At 68.7% G+C, this 19010-nt stretch carries 21 protein-coding genes; 7 read left to right on the forward strand and 14 right to left on the reverse strand.

Features of this window, described 5'->3' with window-relative positions; translation table 11 throughout:
* Window positions 1-73 precede the first annotated feature (73 nt).
* From ACWDNU_RS40150 to ACWDNU_RS40160, 3 genes are read right to left on the reverse strand one after another with little or no spacing between them, the layout of a single operon-like run.
* Window positions 74-1504, reverse strand: a complete 1431-nt coding sequence (locus ACWDNU_RS40150) for an LCP family protein (protein ID WP_449672697.1) — start codon at window positions 1502-1504, stop codon at window positions 74-76.
* A gap of 56 nt (window positions 1505-1560) precedes the next feature.
* Entirely contained in the window at window positions 1561-2304 is a 744-nt protein-coding gene (locus ACWDNU_RS40155) for an SDR family NAD(P)-dependent oxidoreductase (RefSeq protein ID WP_370935594.1), read from the reverse strand.
* Window positions 2301-2723, reverse strand: coding sequence for a VOC family protein (locus ACWDNU_RS40160; RefSeq protein WP_370935593.1), 423 nt, complete (start codon window positions 2721-2723; stop codon window positions 2301-2303). Before ACWDNU_RS40160 ends, ACWDNU_RS40155 begins: the two co-directional genes overlap by 4 nt.
* Before the next feature lie 72 nt (window positions 2724-2795).
* Between ACWDNU_RS40160 and ACWDNU_RS40165 the strand changes: the two genes are divergently transcribed.
* Both ACWDNU_RS40165 and ACWDNU_RS40170 read left to right on the forward strand, forming a co-directional pair.
* Window positions 2796-3473 (forward strand): GntR family transcriptional regulator, encoded by a 678-nt coding sequence (locus ACWDNU_RS40165; protein WP_449672698.1) that lies wholly within the window; start codon window positions 2796-2798, stop codon window positions 3471-3473.
* A gap of 43 nt (window positions 3474-3516) precedes the next feature.
* Window positions 3517-3864, forward strand: coding sequence for a hypothetical protein (locus ACWDNU_RS40170; RefSeq protein WP_449672699.1), 348 nt, complete (start codon window positions 3517-3519; stop codon window positions 3862-3864).
* On the opposite strand, the gene ACWDNU_RS40175 is transcribed toward ACWDNU_RS40170, so the two are convergent.
* The 4 genes from ACWDNU_RS40175 to ACWDNU_RS40190 form a co-directional block, all read right to left on the reverse strand.
* Complete coding sequence (locus tag ACWDNU_RS40175) at window positions 3848-5092, reverse strand: MFS transporter (RefSeq protein WP_449672700.1); 1245 nt, start codon at window positions 5090-5092, stop codon at window positions 3848-3850. The genes ACWDNU_RS40170 and ACWDNU_RS40175 overlap by 17 nt on opposite strands.
* Window positions 5089-5631, reverse strand: coding sequence for an ArsR/SmtB family transcription factor (locus ACWDNU_RS40180; protein ID WP_449672701.1), 543 nt, complete (start codon window positions 5629-5631; stop codon window positions 5089-5091). The genes ACWDNU_RS40175 and ACWDNU_RS40180 overlap by 4 nt, the downstream gene beginning before the upstream one ends.
* Before the next feature lie 69 nt (window positions 5632-5700).
* Window positions 5701-5832 carry an MFS transporter small subunit gene (locus ACWDNU_RS40185; protein WP_370935588.1) on the reverse strand — a complete coding sequence of 44 codons (132 nt, stop codon included), beginning with the start codon at window positions 5830-5832 and terminating at the stop codon, window positions 5701-5703.
* Entirely contained in the window at window positions 5832-7184 is a 1353-nt protein-coding gene (locus tag ACWDNU_RS40190; protein WP_449672702.1) for an OFA family MFS transporter, read from the reverse strand. The genes ACWDNU_RS40185 and ACWDNU_RS40190 overlap by 1 nt, the downstream gene beginning before the upstream one ends.
* Window positions 7185-7337: 153 nt before the next feature.
* On the opposite strand from ACWDNU_RS40190, the gene fdhD reads away from it, so the two are divergent.
* Window positions 7338-8162, forward strand: coding sequence for a formate dehydrogenase accessory sulfurtransferase FdhD (fdhD, locus tag ACWDNU_RS40195; RefSeq protein WP_116205611.1), 825 nt, complete (start codon window positions 7338-7340; stop codon window positions 8160-8162).
* On the opposite strand, the gene ACWDNU_RS40200 is transcribed toward fdhD, so the two are convergent.
* Window positions 8163-9476, reverse strand: a complete 1314-nt coding sequence (locus ACWDNU_RS40200; protein ID WP_449672703.1) for a carotenoid oxygenase family protein — start codon at window positions 9474-9476, stop codon at window positions 8163-8165.
* Window positions 9477-9541: 65 nt separating this feature from the next.
* On the opposite strand from ACWDNU_RS40200, the gene ACWDNU_RS40205 reads away from it, so the two are divergent.
* Together ACWDNU_RS40205 and ACWDNU_RS40210 are read left to right on the forward strand one after the other, a co-directional pair.
* On the forward strand, window positions 9542-10192 hold the full coding sequence (locus ACWDNU_RS40205) for a TetR/AcrR family transcriptional regulator (RefSeq protein ID WP_449672704.1): 651 nt from the start codon (window positions 9542-9544) through the stop codon (window positions 10190-10192).
* 48 nt (window positions 10193-10240) lie between these two features.
* The gene (locus tag ACWDNU_RS40210) at window positions 10241-11170 is read left to right on the forward strand and encodes an alpha/beta hydrolase (protein ID WP_449672705.1); all 930 of its coding nucleotides are present in this window, start codon (window positions 10241-10243) and stop codon (window positions 11168-11170) included.
* Between the two features lie 16 nt (window positions 11171-11186).
* On the opposite strand, the gene ACWDNU_RS40215 is transcribed toward ACWDNU_RS40210, so the two are convergent.
* From ACWDNU_RS40215 to tig, 6 genes are all read right to left on the reverse strand, one after another.
* Complete coding sequence (locus ACWDNU_RS40215) at window positions 11187-11645, reverse strand: hypothetical protein (RefSeq protein WP_449672706.1); 459 nt, start codon at window positions 11643-11645, stop codon at window positions 11187-11189.
* Window positions 11646-11719: 74 nt separating this feature from the next.
* Complete coding sequence (locus ACWDNU_RS40220) at window positions 11720-12118, reverse strand: hypothetical protein (RefSeq protein WP_449672707.1); 399 nt, start codon at window positions 12116-12118, stop codon at window positions 11720-11722.
* A 70-nt stretch (window positions 12119-12188) separates the two neighbouring features.
* Window positions 12189-13484 (reverse strand): ATP-dependent Clp protease ATP-binding subunit ClpX, encoded by a 1296-nt coding sequence (gene clpX / locus ACWDNU_RS40225; RefSeq protein WP_009081145.1) that lies wholly within the window; start codon window positions 13482-13484, stop codon window positions 12189-12191.
* A 222-nt stretch (window positions 13485-13706) separates the two neighbouring features.
* Window positions 13707-14360 carry an ATP-dependent Clp protease proteolytic subunit gene (locus ACWDNU_RS40230; RefSeq protein ID WP_009081146.1) on the reverse strand — a complete coding sequence of 218 codons (654 nt, stop codon included), beginning with the start codon at window positions 14358-14360 and terminating at the stop codon, window positions 13707-13709.
* A gap of 25 nt (window positions 14361-14385) precedes the next feature.
* Window positions 14386-14991: a ClpP family protease gene (locus ACWDNU_RS40235; protein ID WP_037813861.1), complete on the reverse strand. Its 606-nt coding sequence runs from the start codon at window positions 14989-14991 to the stop codon at window positions 14386-14388.
* 144 nt (window positions 14992-15135) lie between these two features.
* Window positions 15136-16518 (reverse strand): trigger factor, encoded by a 1383-nt coding sequence (tig, locus tag ACWDNU_RS40240; protein WP_449672708.1) that lies wholly within the window; start codon window positions 16516-16518, stop codon window positions 15136-15138.
* A gap of 175 nt (window positions 16519-16693) precedes the next feature.
* On the opposite strand from tig, the gene ACWDNU_RS40245 reads away from it, so the two are divergent.
* Window positions 16694-17542 (forward strand): fructosamine kinase family protein, encoded by an 849-nt coding sequence (locus tag ACWDNU_RS40245; RefSeq protein WP_449672709.1) that lies wholly within the window; start codon window positions 16694-16696, stop codon window positions 17540-17542.
* A gap of 130 nt (window positions 17543-17672) precedes the next feature.
* Entirely contained in the window at window positions 17673-18554 is an 882-nt protein-coding gene (locus tag ACWDNU_RS40250; protein ID WP_449672710.1) for an IS5 family transposase, read from the forward strand.
* Window positions 18555-19010: the final 456 nt, after the last annotated feature.

The following is a 19010-nucleotide window of genomic DNA, read 5'->3' on the forward strand; positions in this document are numbered from 1 at the left end:
GCCGTTCTCGAGCAGGCACGAGCGCACGCGGAACGCGAGGGCGTGTCCAATGTCCGGTTCGAGCGCGCCGACATCACGACGGCCCCGGAACTCGGTCACCGTCTGACGTGACGGGCTGCGGCTGGTCGGCCTTCGCCGGCACCCCAGCCGCGGACCCGCCGTCCGACACCCCCGGTCCTGAGTAGACCTTCCCGAGCACCACCTGGATGTGCCCCGCCGGAACGTCCGCCGATTCCTTAGTGGACAGTCCGCCCAGTTCCTTCGCCACCTCCGCGCCCTCGGCGGCGAGCGCGGCCGGGTAGCGCACGATCGACGTCCGCTGCGACGGCGCGTTTCCGTCGGCGGTGGCGGCGAATCCCTTGCCCTTCAGCACATCCGCGACCCGCGCCGCGAGGCCCGAAGCGCCACCGGCGTTGGAAATCTCCACCGCCGCCTTCGGCGCACCCGGCGGGGCGGCGGGCGGCGCCGCGCCGATCAGCCCGGACGCAAACGCTTTCACCTGCGCCGGATCCACCTGCACCGCGGTCGCCGTCGGATGGGATTTGTCGTACCGGTAGTCCTGGTTCACCACCGGGATCGTCGTGAACTGGATGCCGCCGCCGGACACCCCGCGCATCTTGCTGACGAAGTCCAGGATGTCCCACGACTGGTCCAGCACCACCGACCGCTTCACCGCGTCGATGAGATCGCTCAGCTTGCCCGGATCGGCGAGCGTCCCGGCCGAAAGCACCTCGTGCGCCATCGAAGCGAGGAACACCTGCTGCCGCCGCATCCGGCCGAAGTCGGTGCCGGGCAGATTGTCGCGCTGCCGTACGAAAGCGAGCGCGGCACCGCCGGAAAGCCGCTGTTTGCCCGCCGGGAAGTCCGCGCCCGAGTTCTCGTCCTTGGTGGCCTTCTTCAGGCACACCTCGACTCCGCCGACGGCCTTGCTGATCTCGGAAAAGCTCAGCAGGTTGACCTCGGCGTAGTGGTCGATGGTGACGCCGGTGAGATCCTCGACCGCCTGCCGCGTCGACTTGCGCGCCGCGGTCATCGAGTCCTGCTCGATCTTGTCCTTGTCGGTTTCCCCGGCCGCGCGCAGTTTCGAGGCCTCGGCCGCCTTGCCGCGGCCGAACGCGGCGTTGATCTTGCCTTTTCCGCCGGGCATGGAGACGTACGAGTCGCGCGGGATGGAGAACGCCTTGACCTCCTGCTGCCCGTCCGGGATCCGCAGCACGATCAACGTGTCGGTGAGGTCGTCGCCGTTCGCGCCCGCGCGCAGTTCGTCCAGGACGCTCTGTGGCAACGGGGTCCCGTCCGGACCCTTGCGCGCGTCCCGGCCGACCAACAGGATGTCCAGCGCCCCGTCGGCGTGCTTTTGGCCTTCGTCCACCGATCCGCCGCCGCCGATGACGTCGCTGCGCGTGATGTCGTCGAGCGCGCTCAGGGTCGAAAACCCGTAAGCCGTGCCGGCGAACACCGCCATCGACAGCGTGCCGGCGATAACTTTCCCTGCGATCCGCACGCCCTTCTGGACGTCCGGCGGCCCCGATCTGCTGCATTCGTGACGCAGCTCACAGCTCAGCGCAGGTGTGAGGCTCCGTTCATGTCCAGGATGGAGCCGGACGCCCAGGGCGTCTCCGACGACGCCAGGAACACCACCGCTTCGGCGATTTCCTCCGGTTCGGCCACCCGGCCGAACGGACTCTGCTCCCGCACCTGGTCGGTGACCCGGTCCGCGACTCGCTCGGTCGCGGTGAAACCCGGAGCCACCGAGGTGACCGAAATGCCGTGCGGAGCCAACTGAACCGCGAGCGATTGGCCGAACGAATGCAGCGCGGCCTTGCTCGCCCCGTACGCGAGGTATTCGGGTTCGCCCCGGAACGCCCCGCGCGACCCGATGTTCACGATCCGTCCTGGCACGCCGCGAGCCATCAGGTGTCGGGCGACGTGGAAGGAAACGTTGGCCGCGCCGAGGAGGTTGACGTCCAGCGTGCGCCGCCACGCCTCCTGCCAGTCCGGATAGGACATCTCGCCGATCGGCGTCCGGGTGGCCGGAGTAGTCCCGACCGCGGCGTTGTTGACCAGCACGTCGACGCCGCCGAGTTGTTCCTCGGCCACGTCGGCGATCCACTGCGCGGCATCGGGATTCCCGAGGTCGCCGGACACGAGCACGTGCCCGGAACCGGGCAGCGCCTCGAGCGTCTCGCGCGCGGCCTCCCGGTTGGATCCACAGTGGACAGCGATCCGGTCGCCCCTGGTGGCGAAGGCGACGGCGATGGCGCGGCCGATCCCGCGCGAGGCTCCGGTGACGAGGACGTTCATTTCGCGAACAACTGCGTCTCGTCGCGGAAAGCCTTGAACTCCAGCGCGTTCCCGGCCGGGTCGAGCAGGAACATCGTCCACTGCTCCCCCTTCTCTCCGGCGAACCGCTGATACGGCTCGATCACGAACTCGGTGCCCGCCGCGCGCAGCCGCCCGGCCAGCTCCTGGAAGCTGTCGACGTCGAGCACCAGCCCGAAATGCGGCACCGGAACGTCGTGCCCGTCGACGGGATTGCGGCCGGCTTCCGCCCGGGCGCCCGGGACCACGTGCGTGACGACCTGGTGGCCGTGGAAGTTCCAGTCGACCCACGCGTCCGCCGAGCGCCCTTCCGACAGCCCGAGCACGGTGCCGTAGAACTCGCGAGCCTTGGGCAGATCGTCGACCGGTATGGCCAGGTGGAAGGCGGGACGGACGGCCATGGGGCACTCCTTCGGCGCGGGGATCGGTTTCTTCACCTTGACCGGCCGATGTCCGAATGTCAACATTAGCACGTGGAAGTCACCCCCCTGAGGAAGGCGGCGCGCCGCGGGCTCGCCGACGAGGCCGCCGACCGGGTGCGCGAAGCGATCTTCGCCGGCCATTTCCGGCCCGGCGCGCCTTTGCGCGAGGTCGAATTGGCCGCGTCGCTGGAGATCAGCCGCGGTTCGGTGCGCGAGGGCATCGCCCAGCTGGCCCGGGAAGGCCTGGTCCGCTGCGGCTGGCATCGCCCGACCACGGTGGTCGACGTAACCGCCGAGGATGTCAACGAGGTCTACTCGGTCCGCGCCGCCCTCGACCGGCTCGCCGCGGTCACCGCGCGCACCACTGCGACCGCCGAGGATCTGGACGCGCTGGACGCGTTGGTCGCGGAGCTGGCGACGGCCGTCCGCACGAATGCGGACGGCCCGCGACTGCTGGCGCTGGATATCGCTTTCCACGACCGCGTTTACGCGGCGGCGGACAACGGACGGCTCACCGAGGCGTGGGAAGCCGTGCGCTCGCAGGTGTTCCTGTTCCAGCTGCAACGGGTTTCGCTGGGACACGAGCATTACCGGGCCCGCGTGGTGGCTGAGCACCGGGAATTGGCGGAGCTGATTCGCGCCGGCGACCGGGAACGGTTAGCCCGGGTGGCCGAACATCACGTGGAGTCCGCGAGGGAAAGCCTGCTCGACCGCCTCCGAACCGAGTAGTTCCACGCATCCGCCGCGCTTCCCGGCCTGCCACGATCCTTAGGTGGACCCGGACCCGAGCGAACCGACCCAAGCCCGCCCCGCGATCGTCGGCGCACTGCACGGCGCGGGCGCGTTCCTGGTCAGCGCCTTGGTGCTCTGCGGGCTCGCGATCGGAGTGACGGCTGGCTCGAACGAGCTGAGCTGGCCGGTCGTGCTCAGGATCGTCGTGCTCGCCTCCTTCTCGATGTGGGGGCTTTTCGCGCTGCCGGTCGCGGCCGGAATCGGCGCGCTGGTCGCTTCGCTGGGCAAGCCGAAACGACTAGCGCGCCGCGTGTGGCTCACGGTTTGCCCGCTCACCTTGCTATTCCCGATCCTCTTCGCCGCCGTGACTGCTATGCGACTGGAGTAGCCTCCTTCGCTCGCGCGAGCGCCGCTTCGATCCGCTTGTTGCTCGTCATGCTCATCGTCACCAGCGTCATCGACACGAGCACCCCCGCCGCCCCGATGTACGGCACCCGCACCCCGGCCGTCGCGGCGAGCCAGCCGCCGAGCGCGGCGCCTGCCGGTGCGGCCGAGGCCGAGACCAGGCGCGAAGCCGCGGCCACTCGGCCCATCAGCCGTGCCGGGACCACGACCTGTCGCAGCGAGCCGCCGAGCACCATCGTGGTCGCCATGGCACAGCCGCACAGGGCGAACATCGCTCCGGCCAGCCACGGGTCCCTGGCCAGGCCGAACACCAGCACCGCGCCGCCCTCGATCACCGCGGTGACGGTGAGCGCGGTCCCGGTGCCGAGCCACTTCTCCAGCGGTCCGGCGAGCACCATCGCGCCCACCAGTCCCCCGGCGGCTTCCGCGGCGAGCAGGAACCCGTATCCGGCGGAATGCAGGCCCAGCGCGTCCTTGGCGAAAACCACCAGCACCGCGCCGAAAGCGCCGAACGCCAGGTTCCCGACCGCGGGCCGCAGGGCGAGGCCGAGCAGCAGCCGATCCTTTACTACGTACGCGAAACCCTCTTTCGAGTCCGCCCACACGGTCCGTCCCGGCTCGCGTTTCGGCACCGGAGCCGACGGCAGCGTCCGGATCAGCACCGCGCTGGCCACGTAGGTCAGCGCGTTCACCGCGAACGGCAGCGTTCTTCCGACGGTGAAAAGGAAACTCCCGACCGGCGGTCCGGCGAACTGCCCGGCGGCGGTCGACGCCCCGCGCAGGTATCCATTGGCCCGCCGGAGCAAAGTCTGGTCCCGCGCGAGCAGATCCGGCAGGTAGGCCTGCGCGGCAGTGTCGAAGAACAGGGTGCCAGTACCGAGCAGGAACGCCACCACGAGCAGGACCGGAATGCTGAGCCAGCCGAACGCGCCCGCAACGACCGTCAACACCAGCAACACCGCTCGCGCCAGGTCGGCGAGCCACATCGTGCGCCGCCGGTCCCAACGGTCGACCAGGGCGCCGGCGAACAGCCCGGCCACCGGATACGGCGCGAGCACCGCCACCGTCACCAGACTGACCACCAGCGGATCGCTGTCCAGCAACAGCGCCAGCAACGGCAGAGCCGCGACATACGCACCGTCGCCTAGGGAACTGACTGTCGCGGCGGTCCACAAGCGACTGAACGCGGGAGGCATCTTCGGATTGGTCATCGGGCCGCACCCGGCCCCGGACGGAAGAACGCGACCGCGACGGTGGCGGCTGCCTCGTCGGCGTCGCGCGCGTCCCGCAGCTCGTCGAGCAGTCCGGCCAGCCGGCGCTCGAACTCCTCGAATTGCGTCTCGCTGATCCGCGTGTGCTGCATCCGAACATACCGGCGCGAGCCCTCGGGAGCGGTCGAGAGGTCGTTGATCGCGTGCTGCATCAGCACATCTCGCTGTCCCGCGGCGGGTTCGGGCAGCTCGATGCTCTTGCCGACGTGCGCGTAGTAGCGCTCCAGCACACCACGCACTTTCCGCGTGCGCACGACGTGCACGAGCCCGGCCCGCTCCAGCACCCGCATGTGGTAGCTGGAACTGCCTTTCGCGATGTCCAGCTGCTCGGCGACCTGCGTGATCGTCGCGGGCCCGTCGCGCAGCACCGCGAGCACGCGGTGCCGCACGACGTTGCTGACCGCGCGCAGCTGATCGGTCGTCTCCACCTGGACAGATTCTTGGGGCGGGACATAGCCCGCCTGGTCGTCCCCAGTCATGGGGACAATGGTCAACGACTCTTGACCATTTGTCCAGTGCTAATTTTAGGAACAGCGTTCGCCGGCGGCTCAGCCGCCGAAGAGCCCGACCACCTTCCGGATCAGCTCGACCACGCCGTAGGCGAACGGGGCGAGCACCCACAGCCAGGCGATCACCAGCAGGACAGTCCGGCCGCTGGAACGGCCCTCGGCACTCGTCATCAGGCTTCACTCCCCACCGCGGCCTGCCCGGCCGGCTCGTGGAGCTTCTCCTTCACCGGGCGCACGCATTCGTTCGCGACGAACCCGACCACCAGCAGGCCGATCATGATCCAGAACGACAGCTGGTACAGGTCCGGCCCGGTCTTGCCCGCGGCCTTCTGGCTGTCCGCGATCCCGTCCACGATCAGCGGCCCGAGCACGCCCGCCGCCGACCACGCGGTCAGCAGCCTGCCGTGGATCGCGCCGACCTGATAGGTGCCGAACAGGTCCTTGAGGTACGCCGGGAGCGTCGAGAACCCGCCGCCGTAGAAGGACAGGATCAGCATCGCGCACAGCACGAACACGAGCTTCGAGGAGTTCGTGGTCAACGCGATCACGAGGTACAGCAGCGCGCCGACGCCGAGGTAGAACCGGTAGATGTTCTTGCGCCCCACCAGATCCGAGGCCGACGACCAGACGAACCGGCCCAGCATGTTGGTCAGCGAGAGCAGCGCGACGAACCCGGCGGCGGACGCGGCGCCGACCGGGGCGGAGGTGCCCTTGAAGAAATCGGTGATCATCGGCGCGGCCTTCTCCAGGATGCCGATGCCCGCGGTCACGTTGAGGCACAAGACAATCCAGAGACACCAGAACTGCGGCGTCTTCAGCGCGTTCGCCGCAGAGACGTTCGCCGTGGAGATCATCGGTTTCGCGGCGGCCTGCTTGACCGCGCCCGCCGGACGCCAGTCGTCGGCGGGAACCCGGACGATCAGCACGCCCATCGTCATGAACACCGCGTACACGATCCCGTGGATCAGGAACGCCGTCGCGATGTCGCCGGTCGTGGGCGAGGTGCCGAGCATCGCCGACGACCACGGCGACGCGATCAGCGCGCCGCCGCCGAAGCCCATGATCGCGATCCCGGTGGCCATGCCCGGCCGGTCCGGGAACCATTTGATCAGCGTCGACACCGGCGAGATGTAGCCGATGCCGAGACCGATCCCGCCCACGCCGCCGTAACCGGCCACGACGAGCCAGAACTGTCCGGTCGCGACGCCGAGCGCGGCGAGCAGGAACCCGGTGGAGAAACAGACCGTGGCGACGGCCATGGCCCAGCGAGGGCCGTTCTTCTCCACGAGCGTGCCGCCGAACGCGGCGGAAAGGCCCAGCATCACGATGCCGAGCTGGAACGGCAGCCCGGATTGCGTGCCGGACAGTCCCAGGGTCTTCTCCAGCGGCGTCTTGAAGACGCTCCACGCGTAGGCTTGGCCGATCGACAGGTGGATGGACAGCGCAGCGGGCGGCACGAGCCAGCGGGTCCAGCCAGGCGGTGCGACGATGCGGGAACGGGCAAGGAAGCCGGGGACAGCCATCGGCGGTCTCCTCCCAACAGTGACGAGGTGCTGGGAATGGTTTACCAGATCCTCGGCGTTGCGCCGGATGACTGTCGAATGACTTGAGAATGTCTTGTCGATGACAACAAAAATCGACGCCGAAGCGGACAACGAGGACGAGCGGAGCAGGCGATGGGCAGAGTGACGGTACGGCGGCCGGTACGGCGGATCTCCGCGACCGGCGAGCGGCGCCGGCCGGACTCGCTGGCCGCCGAGGAGCCCTTGGAGCTGCGGGTCGGCGGCAAGGCGCTGGCAGTGACAATGCGCACTCCCGGCCACGACGTCGAATTGGCGCACGGCTTCCTGCTGTCCGAAGGCGTGCTGGGGTCCCGTGAGGACGTGGCTGTCGCGCGTTACTGCGACGGTGTCGACGACCAAGGCCGCAACACCTACAACGTGCTCGACATCGCACTCGCCGAGGGCGTCGCCCCGCCGGACACGGGCGTCGAGCGGAACTTCTACACCACCTCGTCGTGCGGCGTCTGCGGCAAGGCCGCGCTCGACGCGGTGAAGCTGCGCAGCCGGTTCTCCCCCGGCGCGTCCGAGTTCACCGTGAAGACCGACGTCCTCACCCAGATGCCGGATCGGTTGCGGGAACAGCAAAAGGTGTTCTCGTCCACCGGCGGCCTGCACGCCGCCGGACTGTTCACTTCGGACGGTCAGCTCGTCGTGGTGCGCGAGGACGTCGGACGGCACAACGCGGTGGACAAGGTGCTCGGCTGGGCCCTGCAGGCGGGCCGGATCCCCGCCCCGGATCTGGGGCTGCTGGTCTCCGGCCGCGCCTCGTTCGAACTGGTGCAGAAGGCCGCGATGGCCGGCATCGGGCTGCTCGCCGCGGTGTCCGCGCCGTCGTCGCTCGCGGTGGAACTGGCCGAGGAGAACGGCATGACGCTCATCGGTTTCCTGCGCGGCGACAGCATGAACCTCTACACCGGAGACCAGCGGCTGCTGACGTAATCACGCTCCGGCGGGCACCCAGTTGCCGTGGAAACCGTGCGGGACCCGATCCGGAAGATGCACGGCGGCAACGGTTTCGAGGGTGCCCGCGTCGAGCAGGACGAGGTCGCTGCGCGCTTCGGCCGCGTCGTAGACGTAGCCCATCAGCACGCCCTCGTCCTCGCCCGCGTCCGCCCGGGACGGAACGAACACGAACTCGCCTGGCTCGCGTCCGGGACCGAACCGGTGCGCCTCCACGGAACCCTTGCGCAGGTCGTGTTTGTACACCGCGCCGACGCTGCGAGACCGGTCGTCGAGCGCCGTCGCGTAGCCGTACCGGTGCGGCAAACCGACGAGACGTTCGTCCACTCGCGGGAACTCCTGGCCGTGCTCGTCGATCCGTTCTTCGACGACTTTCCCGAGCGCGAGGTCGACGGTCCACCGGTCGAGCGTCGGCTCGCCTTCGGCCGGGCCGTGCAGCGCGCGGTCGAACATCTTCGGGTGCCGGACGACGTCGAGCACGATCCGGTCGTCCTCGTCGTAAGCGTTGAGCGGGTGGAAGACGTAGCACTGGCCGACGTCGAACCAGCGGACGTCGCTGTTGTCCCCCTCGCGCGGCATCACGCCGATGCGCGCCGGATAGTCCGGATTCCACCGGTACGGCAAGGAACTCACGCCGCGACCGGTGCGCGCGGTCAGCGGGTCGGGCACGTCGACCGGCACCGGGGCCTGGTCCGGATCGAAGGTGACCGGCAGGTCGTAGAACACGACATACCGTTCGGTGAGCGAGAAGTCGTGCATCATCGGCGCACCGGTGACCTCGACGTCGACCGTGCGCCGCGCCCGGCCGTCGGTGCCGACCACCGAATACTGGACCTTGTTCCCCAGCCCGAATTGGTACGAGACGGCGTGCAGTTCGCCGGTGCGCGGGTCGCGCTTCGGGTGCGCGGTGTATCCGGAGAGGGTGCCGTCGAAGTCGCAGATGCCCAAGGTGTCCAGCTCCTCGCTGAGCTCCCACTGCGGCATCCCGCCCTCCACTAGCGCGATCGTGCGCCCGGCGTGCCCGATGACGTTGGTGTTGGCCCCGCCCTCGTCGGTGCCGACGCGGCGGCTGCGGTACCACTCGGCCCGGCCGTCGCGCAGCCGCACGCCGTGCACCATGCCGCGGCCGAGGAACCAGTGGTGCGTTTCCGGATCCGGGTCGGTCGGGTTCGGCCCGTTGCGCAGGTAGCGGCCGTCGAGGTAGTCGGGCAGCTGCCCGGTCACCGTCAGGCGGGTGCTCGTGTACTCGCGCTCGACCGGCGCGAAGTTGCCTTCGAGGAAGAGATTTCCCATGACATGCTCCGTCCATAACGTGGTTATGGTCACCGGTATAACAGGGTTATGGGATACTGGCAAGCATGAACGAGCGGACTCGGGGCGAACACGCGCGGACGCAACTGGTCGAGGCGGCGATCCGGCTGCTGGCCGACGGCGGCGCGGAAGCACTGCAGGCCCGCAAGCTGGCGGCCGAGATCGGCGCGTCCACAATGGCCGTGTACACCCATTTCGGCGGCATGGCCGCGCTCGTCGATGCCGTTGCGCGAGAAGGGTTTCGGCGGCTGATCGCGAACATGGCGACGGTCGGGCAGAGCGACGATCCGGTGGCCGATCTGTACCGCCTCGCGCTGGCCTACCGCCGCACCGCGGTGGAGCATCCGGAGCTGTTCACGCTCATGTTCCGAGAGGCGGGCGCGCACGGACAAGCGGTTGGCGACCTTTTGAAGGAGAGCCCGGACAGCGAGGCCGCGGCGTCGTTCCGGGGCATGGTCGCGGCCGTCTCGCGCACGATCGAGGCCGGACGGCTCAAGGGCGATCCGCTGTCGGTCGCCTCACAGATCTGGAGCGCGATCCACGGCTATGTCACCCTCGAACTGCTGGGCCACTTCGGCCGGGGCGACCGGGGAGTGACCGAGGTGCTCTCGCCACTCTGCGTGACGCTCGTCGTCGGGCTCGGAGACAGCCCTGCCGCCGCTCGGGCGTCCGTGGGTCTGATCACAACAACCGCATGAAGATCTTCTGAAGGCAACGTTTTGTCCCTTCGCCACGTCTTACGCTATATGGGTGAGGGGGATTGGGTGAGCGAGGAGACTGAGGGCCGAAGGCGGGTGAGCCGCCGGTCCATGCTGATCGCGGGCGCCTCGGGCCTCGGCATCGCCGGGCTCGCGGTGGGGAGCGCGACCGGCGTGGTGCCGTTCAACCAAGCGATGCAGCGGGCACTGGGCGTGACGTCGTCGACGCCGGTGACCCAGCTCGGCAGCATGCGGGTGGAACGCGTCTACTCCCACGCCCGCGGCCGGGAAGTGGACCTCGTTTTCCAATTGCCGAGCAAGAAGCCCCCAGCCGGTCTGCCGATGTCCCTGATGCTGCACGGCCTGCACGGATCCGCGCGCTCCGCCGCGCCGAGCGGCCTGCTGAAGCAACTGGGCAGCGACGTCGCGCGCAAAGCCGTGCCGGCGTACGGCTTCGTCGCGGTCGACGGCGGCGACAACTACTGGCACCAGGTCCGCCCCGGCGACGACCCGATGGCGATGCTGCTGGAAGAAGTCCCGCAGTGGCTGCGAGCCCGCGGCTTCGGCGGCACGGACGGCGTGCCGTTCGCCTGCGCCGGAGTCTCGATGGGCGGCTTCGGAGCCCTCCTGTACGCCCGCCGCCGCGCCGAACGCCGCCAACCGCCCGCCGCGGTCGCCGCGATCGCGCCCGCGCTGCTGACATCGTGGCCGGAAATGGCGAAACGCCGCATTTTCACCGGCATGACCGACTGGACTTCGCTCGACCCGCTGCGCCATCAGTCGTCCCTGCAGGGCATTCCGACGGCGGTTTACTGCGGGACGGAAGATCCGTTCATCACCGGTGTGCGGCGGTATATCGCGGAAACGCACCCGACGATTGGGTATACGGCGCACGGGAAGCACAGCGACACGTTCTTCCGGACGACGGTTCCCAGCATGGTGGGGTTCTTGGGGAAGCATTTGCGGCAGAAGGCGTGAGCCTGCTTCGCCGAGGTCAGAAGAGAGTCGCCAGTTCGTCGATCACGTGGGTCGGCGTGCCCAGGAACTGATCCGGCGACACCGGGCCATACGCGATGTTCAGGGTGTCCAGCCGGTAACGCCAATCGGTGCTGTAACCGCTGAAGCGGTAATTCACCTGCCACCGCAGCCATTCCCCGCGGGCCAGCCGATGCGCCGGTGGTCGGCTCGGACGCTTGGGGCTCGCGTAGCGGATCGCTTCCAGTCTCACCCGCAGCAGGTCGTCCGCCTCGTTGAGGCGAACCATCGAATACAGCTCCGCCCGTGCTTTTTCCGCCACGCCGTCCCAGGCCTCGGACCGCGGCTCGAAATCCGTCTCTTCGCCCATCCGCACCACGTGAGTGAAGGGCGCGGTCAACGCCGGAAGCGGGAACGCGATCGGGGCCGCGTTGCGGCGAGCCGCGCCTCCGCCCCGCCGCGGGATTTCTTCGTCCACGAGGTGCACACCCACTGCACTACCGCATCCATGGCGGCAATCGTTCACCGCGAAGGACGCTCGCCGCGAGCGAGTTACGAGACCCAGCGGGCCACGACGGACATCACCCAGAACCCGACCAGCCCCGCGAGCGCCGTCAGCAGCGACCAGCGCAGCTGAAGCGCCCGGGTCTCCGACGCACGCCACCGGCGCAGGAACAGCCACGCCACCACGAACAGCGGGATCGGCAGCAGCGGCAGCGCCGACAGCCGGGTGCCGACCGCGACCAGGCAGACCAGCGTGCACAGCGCCAGCATGATCTCGGACGCGCGGGGCAGCCACGGGAAGCGCGTGAACACGGACGCGGCTACCCGCTCGCTCAGCTCCAGGATGCCGACGACCGGCGCGGCTGCGGGCTCGGTCTCGGCGGGTACCGCTTCGCCGGGGTCGGCAGTCTCGTCCCCCCGGGGTGCGGTCAGCGGCACGGTTGTCATCCTGTCCATTATCGCGCCTGCCGCCGACACCCGGACAGCCGACTCCTGCTAACGCCCGGCGGACGCCGGGTCAGGCCGACTTTTCGCCGCGCTCGCTGCGAGTGCGGCGCGACGGCTGGCGAGCCACGATCGTGGGGTTGACGTTCTCCCGCACGGTCTGCTCGGTGATCACGACCTTCGCCACGTCCTCGCGGCTCGGGATGTCGTACATGACCGGCTGGAGGACTTCCTCCATGATCGCGCGCAGGCCGCGGGCGCCGGTGCCGCGGAGCACGGCCTGGTCGGCGATGGCCTCGAGCGCGGTCTTGGTGAACTCCAGCTCGACGTTGTCCATCTCGAAGAGCTTCTTGTACTGCTTCACCAGCGCGTTGCGCGGCTGCGTCAGGATCGAGACGAGCGATTCCTTGTCCAGGTGGTTCACCGTCGCCACGACCGGGAGCCGGCCGATGAACTCCGGGATCAGCCCGAACTTGATCAGGTCCTCCGGCATGGTCTCGGAGAACACGTCGCTGCCCTCGATCTCGGCCTTGGTGCGAATCTCCGCGCCGAAGCCGAGGCCGCGCTTGCCGACCCGCTCGTTGATGATCTTTTCCAGCCCGGCGAACGCGCCCGCGACGATGAACAGCACGTTCGTGGTGTCGATCTGGATGAATTCCTGGTGCGGGTGCTTGCGCCCGCCCTGGGGCGGCACCGACGCGGTGGTGCCCTCGAGGATCTTCAGCAGCGCCTGCTGCACGCCCTCGCCGGACACGTCGCGGGTGATCGACGGGTTCTCGCTCTTGCGGGCGATCTTGTCGACCTCGTCGATGTAGATGATGCCGGTCTCGGCGCGCTTGACGTCGTAGTCCGCCGCCTGGATCAGCTTGAGCAGGATGTTCTCGACGTCCTCGCCGACGTAGCCCGCCTCGGTGAGCGCGGTGGCGTCGGCGATGGCGAACGGGACGTTCAGCAGCTTCGCCAGCGTCTGCGCGAGGTAGGTCTTGCCGCAGCCGGTGGGGCCGAGCATCAGGATGTTGGACTTGGCCAGCTCGACCGGCTCGTCCTTGGAGTCCTTCGGGCCGGATTTGTCGTCGGCCTGGATCCGCTTGTAGTGGTTGTACACCGCGACCGCGAGCGTCTTCTTCGCGTCGTCCTGGCCGATGATGTACTGCTCGAGGAACTCGTGGATGTCGGCGGGCTTCGGGAGCTCGTCGAGCTTCACGTCGCCGGCTTCGGCCAGTTCCTCTTCGATGATCTCGTTGCAGAGGTCGATGCACTCATCGCAGATGTAGACCCCTGGCCCGGCAATGAGCTTCTTCACCTGCTTCTGGCTCTTGCCGCAGAAAGAACACTTCAGCAGGTCGCCGCCGTCACCGATCCGTGCCATGGCCGTTGACCTCGTCCCCTCCGGTGCGCGAGCGCACCTGCACTACTGGATGGCGGCCCCGCGACTGCCAGGCGTTCCCGGGACCAACACGCATTGCCATCGACGGTACCCGCCCGAAGGCGCGGGCGGGAACACCCGACCCCCATAGGGCACGTCGACGACCGACACTAGACCAGCGGACCGGTGCGCGTCGCGGATTCGCCGCGCACCGGCCCGTCGCGGTCAGTTCGCCGAGGCCTTCCGGTACGGAAGCACCTCGTCGATCAGGCCGTAGGCCTTGGCCTCTTCGGCGGTGAGGATCTTGTCCCGCTCGATGTCGGCCTTGATCTCGTCCGGTTCCTTGTTCGTGTGCTTCGCCAGGATGACCTCCATCTGGCGGCGCACGCGCTGGATCTCGTTGGCCTGGATCTCCAGGTCCGAGACCTGCCCGTAGGTGCCCTCGGTCGCCGGCTGGTGGATCAGCACGCGCGCGTTCGGCAGCGCCATGCGCTTGCCCGGCGTGCCCGCCGCCAGCAGCACCGCGGCTGCCGAGGCGGCCTGGCCGAGGCACACGGTCGAGATGTCCGGGCGGATGTACTGCATGGTGTCGTAGATCGCCATCAGCGACGTGAACGACCCGCCCGGGGAGTTGATGTAGATGCTGATGTCGCGGTCCGGGTCCTCGTGCTCGAGGTGCAGCAGCTGGGCCATCACGTCGTTGGCCGACGCGTCGTCCACCTGCACGCCCAGGAAGATCGTCCGCTCCTCGTACAGCTTGTTGTACGGGTTGGACTCCTTCACGCCGTAGCTGGTGCGCTCGACGTAGGACGGGAGGATGTACCGCGACTGGGGAGTCTGCGGGGCCCGGAAGTCACCCGGGAGCCGGAAGTTGCTCATGACGCTCTCCTGTGTGCTTGCGGGCTCAGTTGCTCGAGGTCAGGCCGCTGTCGCGGGTCAGCACGTGGTCGACGAAGCCGTAGTCCTTCGCCTCCTGCGCGGTGAACCAGCGGTCGCGGTCGCCGTCCTTGATGATCTGCTCGGTGGTCTGCCCGGTCTGCTCGGCGGTGATCTTCGCGAGCTCCTGCTTCCACTTGTTGAACAGGTCCGCCTGGATCGCGATGTCGGAGGCGGTGCCGCCGACGCCCGCGGACGGCTGGTGCATCAGGATGCGAGCGTGCGGGAGCGCGTAGCGCTTGCCCGGGGTGCCCGAGGAGAGCAGGAACTGCCCCATCGAGGCCGCCATGCCCATCGCGTAGGTCGCCACGTCCGGGCGGATCAGCTGCATGGTGTCGTAGATCGCGAACCCGGCGGTCACCGAGCCGCCCGGCGAGTTGATGTAGAACCGGATGTCCGATTCGGCGTCGTCCGCGTCGAGCAGCAGGAGCTGCGCGGTGAGCCGGTTGGCGACCTCGTCGTTGACCTCGGAGCCGAGAACGACGATGCGCTCCTGGAGCAACCGCTCGAACACCGAGTCGGTGAGGTTGAGCCCCGCGGTGCCGGTCCGCCCCTCGGGCATGTGCTGCTTCACGTCTGCCTGCCTTTTCACCGGCGACGGGCCGCCTGTGAGAGCCGCGCCGCCGCTGTCGTGTTCAGATGCTTGAGATCTTGCAACCGACCCTAACGAACTTGGGCGGTGCAGAATGCCTGACACCGCCCAAGTTCGCTTACAGCTTTACTCCGCGGGGGTCGCCGCCGCTTCTTCGGTGACCTGCGTCTCCTCGGCGGGGGCTTCTTCGTCCGCGCCGAACAGCTCGGTCAGGTCGACCTCGGACCCGGACGCGTTCTTCACCGTGGTGCCGCGCACGACCGAGGCGAGCGCCTTGCCGCGGCGCACGTCGGCGTAGATCGCGGTCAGCTGGCCAGACTGCTGGGCCCGCTGCACGTACTCGTCCGGGCTGACGCCGAAGCGCTGCGCCTGGTAGATGATCCGCTCGGTGAGCTCGCCGTCGTTGACCGACGTCTTCTCCTTGTCGGCGATGGTGTCCAGCAGCAGCTGCGTGCGGACGGCCTTCTCCGACTCTTCCTTGACCTCGGCGTTGAACTCGTCGAGGGTGCGGCCCTCGGCCTCGAGGGCCTTGGCGAACTGGTCCTCGTCGTGGTCGAACGGGTGGATCGCGTCGTGCTTGCGGTTCTCGATCTCGGCCTCGAGGACCTTCTCCGGCAGCGGCACCTCGGTGCGCTCCAGGAGGATCTCGAGGACCTTGTCGCGCGCCTGGACGCCCTGCTGCATCGTCTTGACGCGGCCGAGCCGGGTGCGCAGGTCCTCGCGCAGCTCGTCGATCGTGTCGAACTCGCTCGCCAGCTGGGCGAACTCGTCGTCGGCCTCGGGAAGCTCGCGCTCCTTGACCGACTGCACGGTGACGGTGACCTCGGCGTCCTGGCCGGCGAACTCGCCCGCGACCAGCTTGGTGGTGAACACCTTGGTCTCGCCGGCGCTGGCGCCGACGATGGCCTCGTCGATGCCGTCCACGAGCTGGCCGGAGCCGATCTCGTAGGACAGGCCGGTGGTGGAGGCCTCTTCGACGGCCTTGCCGTCGACGCTGGCCGAGAGGTCGATCGACACGAAGTCGCCGGTCTGGGCCGGGCGCTCGACGCCGGTCAGGATGCCGAAGCGGGCGCGCAGCTCGTCGAGCTGCTCGGCGACCTCTTCGTCGGTGGTCTCGACGTCGTCGACGCTGATCTCGAGGCCGGCGAGGTCGGGCAGCTCGATCTCCGGCCGCACGTCGACCTCGGCGCTGAACTCCAGCACCTCGCGGTCCTCGAGCTTGGTCACCTCGAACTCGGGCTGGCCGAGCGTCCGGACCTCGCCCGCGCGGACGGCCTCGATGTACTTGGCCGGGATGGCCTCGTTGACGACCTCGTCGAGCACCGGCGCGCGGCCGATCCGGCTTTCCAGGACGCGAGCGGGGACCTTGCCGGGACGGAAACCGGGGACCCGCACCTGCTGGGCGATCTTCCGGTACGCGGCGTCGAAGTTCGGCTTGAGCTCGTCGAACGGCACCTCGACATTGATCTTCACTCGCGTCGGGCTGAGCTGCTCGACGGTGCTCTTCAAGGTCTTCTCCTCGAGCGGTAAACGATGGGGGCGGACAGTCCCTCGGGACCGCCCCGGTCACCTGCTGACCGGGATATCCGAGTCTAGGCCAGAGGGTTGACAAGACCGGCTGCGGGGCACCTGCCGAGGCGGAGCCGTTCAGCGGCCGCCGGTGCGCGCCCGTAGCGTCGAGGACGTGGTTTCCGGGCAACAGAACGAAGGTCCGGCCGCGGCGGCGACGCGGCTCACCGGGTTCGAGACAGTCTCGCGAGGCTCCTCAGGCACCCTCAGCGAGGTCGTATTGACCGACGGCCACCAGCACCTCGACGCGATGGTGAAACGGGGCCACGCTCCAGGCGCGACCCGAGACGAGGCAGCCGGACTGCGCTGGCTGGCCGCGGCGGACGCAGTGCGGATTCCCCGAGTGCACGGCGCGGACGACACGTGGCTGGTGCTGGACCGGGTGGCCGAGACCACGCCTTCGCACGCCGAGGAGTTCGGCCGCAGCCTCGCCCGCCTGCACTCAGCCGGAGCCCCCGCTTTCGGCGCCCCTCCCCCGGACGGCCTGACGGACGCATGGATCGGGACCGCGCCGATGCGCAACTCACCAGGCGAGTCATGGCCGGAGTGGTACGCCGAATACCGAATCCGCCCCTACGTCCGGATGGCGTCCGAGATCCTCGACACAGCGGTCTTCGAGCGCGCCTGCGCACGAATCCCGTCGATAGCTGGCCCGCCTGAACCACCCGCGCGGCTGCACGGAGATCTGTGGAGCGGAAACGTCCTGTGGGATTCCGGCGGAGCGGTGCTGATCGACCCAGCCGCGCACGGCGGGCACCGGGAGACCGATCTGGCGATGCTGCACCTGTTCGGCTGCCCGCAACTAGGGCGGATCGTGGCCGCCTACAACGAGGTCGCACCCCTGGCGGACGGATACCGAGAGCGAATCGCACTGCACCAGCTTTTCCCGCTGCTGGTGCACACAGTCCTGTTCGGACGGTCCTACGCCCGGCAAGCAACCGAAGCAGCGCGCTCCCTGGGCTGACCCCGGCCTTCAGTGTCCGTGAGGGCCACCCTGAGGGAAACAGATTCCCTGAGAGGGTGTTGTGAAACCTGGTGATCGGCTCGGTGTGTCGGCTGTGGTAGTGGTGCGGCGGTGGTGATCATCAAGCCGGGTGTGCGTCTGTGTGTGCAAACCGGCCTATGGCTCGTCGTTGACGGATGCGCAGTGGGCGGTGATCGAGCCGCTGCTGCCCAAGAGGCATCCGGGTCTGGGTGGGCGTCCGCGGGTGCATTCGCGTCGGCTGGTGATCGACACGATCAGCTATGTGCTGGTCAGCGGGTGCGCGTGGCGGCTGGCGCCGCGTGATCTCGCGCCGTGGACCACCGCGTATCGGGTGTTCGCCGCCTGGACCGCGGACGGCACCTGGGCCCGGGTGCACGACGTGCTGCGCGACAAGGTGCGCGAGCGCGACGGCCGCGACCCGCAACCGTCGGCGGCGGTGCTGGACTCGCAGTCGGTGAAAACCGTCGAAGGCGGCGAACACATCGGCTACGACGCGGGGAAACGGGTGCGGGGCCGCAAACGGCATGTCCTGGTCGACACGCTCGGGCTGCTGCTGGGCGTGGCGGTGACCTCGGCGTCGGTGCAGGACCGGCCCGGAGCCCGCCGGATCCTGACCGGGATCCGGCGGGCCTTTCCCCGGCTTGGCCTGGTGTGGGTCGACGGCGGCTACGTCAACTCCAAAGACACCACCCTCGTTGGCTGGGCCCGCGAGACCGAGAACATCGAGATCGTCGCGGTGCCCCGCAACGCCGATGTGAAAGGGTTCCAGGTGCTGCCCCGCCGGTGGGTGGTGGAACGAACCTTCGGCTGGCTCACGAGGTGCAGACGCTTGACCCGCGACTACGAACGCAAAACCGCCCACGCCGAAGCCATGATCCAATTCGCCATGATCCGGCTCATGGCCGCCCGCCTCGCCGACGAACACATCGAACCCCGCGGCCCCATCGAAACCGAAGCAGCCCGCCGCCTAGCAGAAGACCACGACGACTAACCACCCAGGTTCCACAACACCCTCTGAGGGTTCCCCTCACGACCCGCCGACGTACGTGAGGGCCACCTTCACGTACTCAGATTCCCTCAGGGGTTCCCCTCACGACCCACATTCCCTCAAGGAGCCCCTCACGGAACCAGATTCCCTCAAGGAGCCCTTCACAGCCCGCCAGCCCACCTGCTCGCTCGCCGCCGCGACGCGCCCCAATGCGGCATCGGGTGCGCCCCACGCACCCAATGCGGCATTCGGTGCGTCACATGCACCCAACGCCACATTGGGGCGCTAGCCCAAGCCCACCGCGAACCGCACCGCCGCACCCACTCATGGAGGCACCCACCTCGAACCGCAGGCGCTGAACCCGACTATCGAGGCACCCAGCCCCTCCCCCGCACCCCGATACGAAGCCTCCCTGCGGTTCGGGGGTGCTTGTCAAGGCATCTTTCCCGCCTTGACAAG

This window comes from Amycolatopsis sp. NPDC003676 (genome assembly GCF_053587275.1).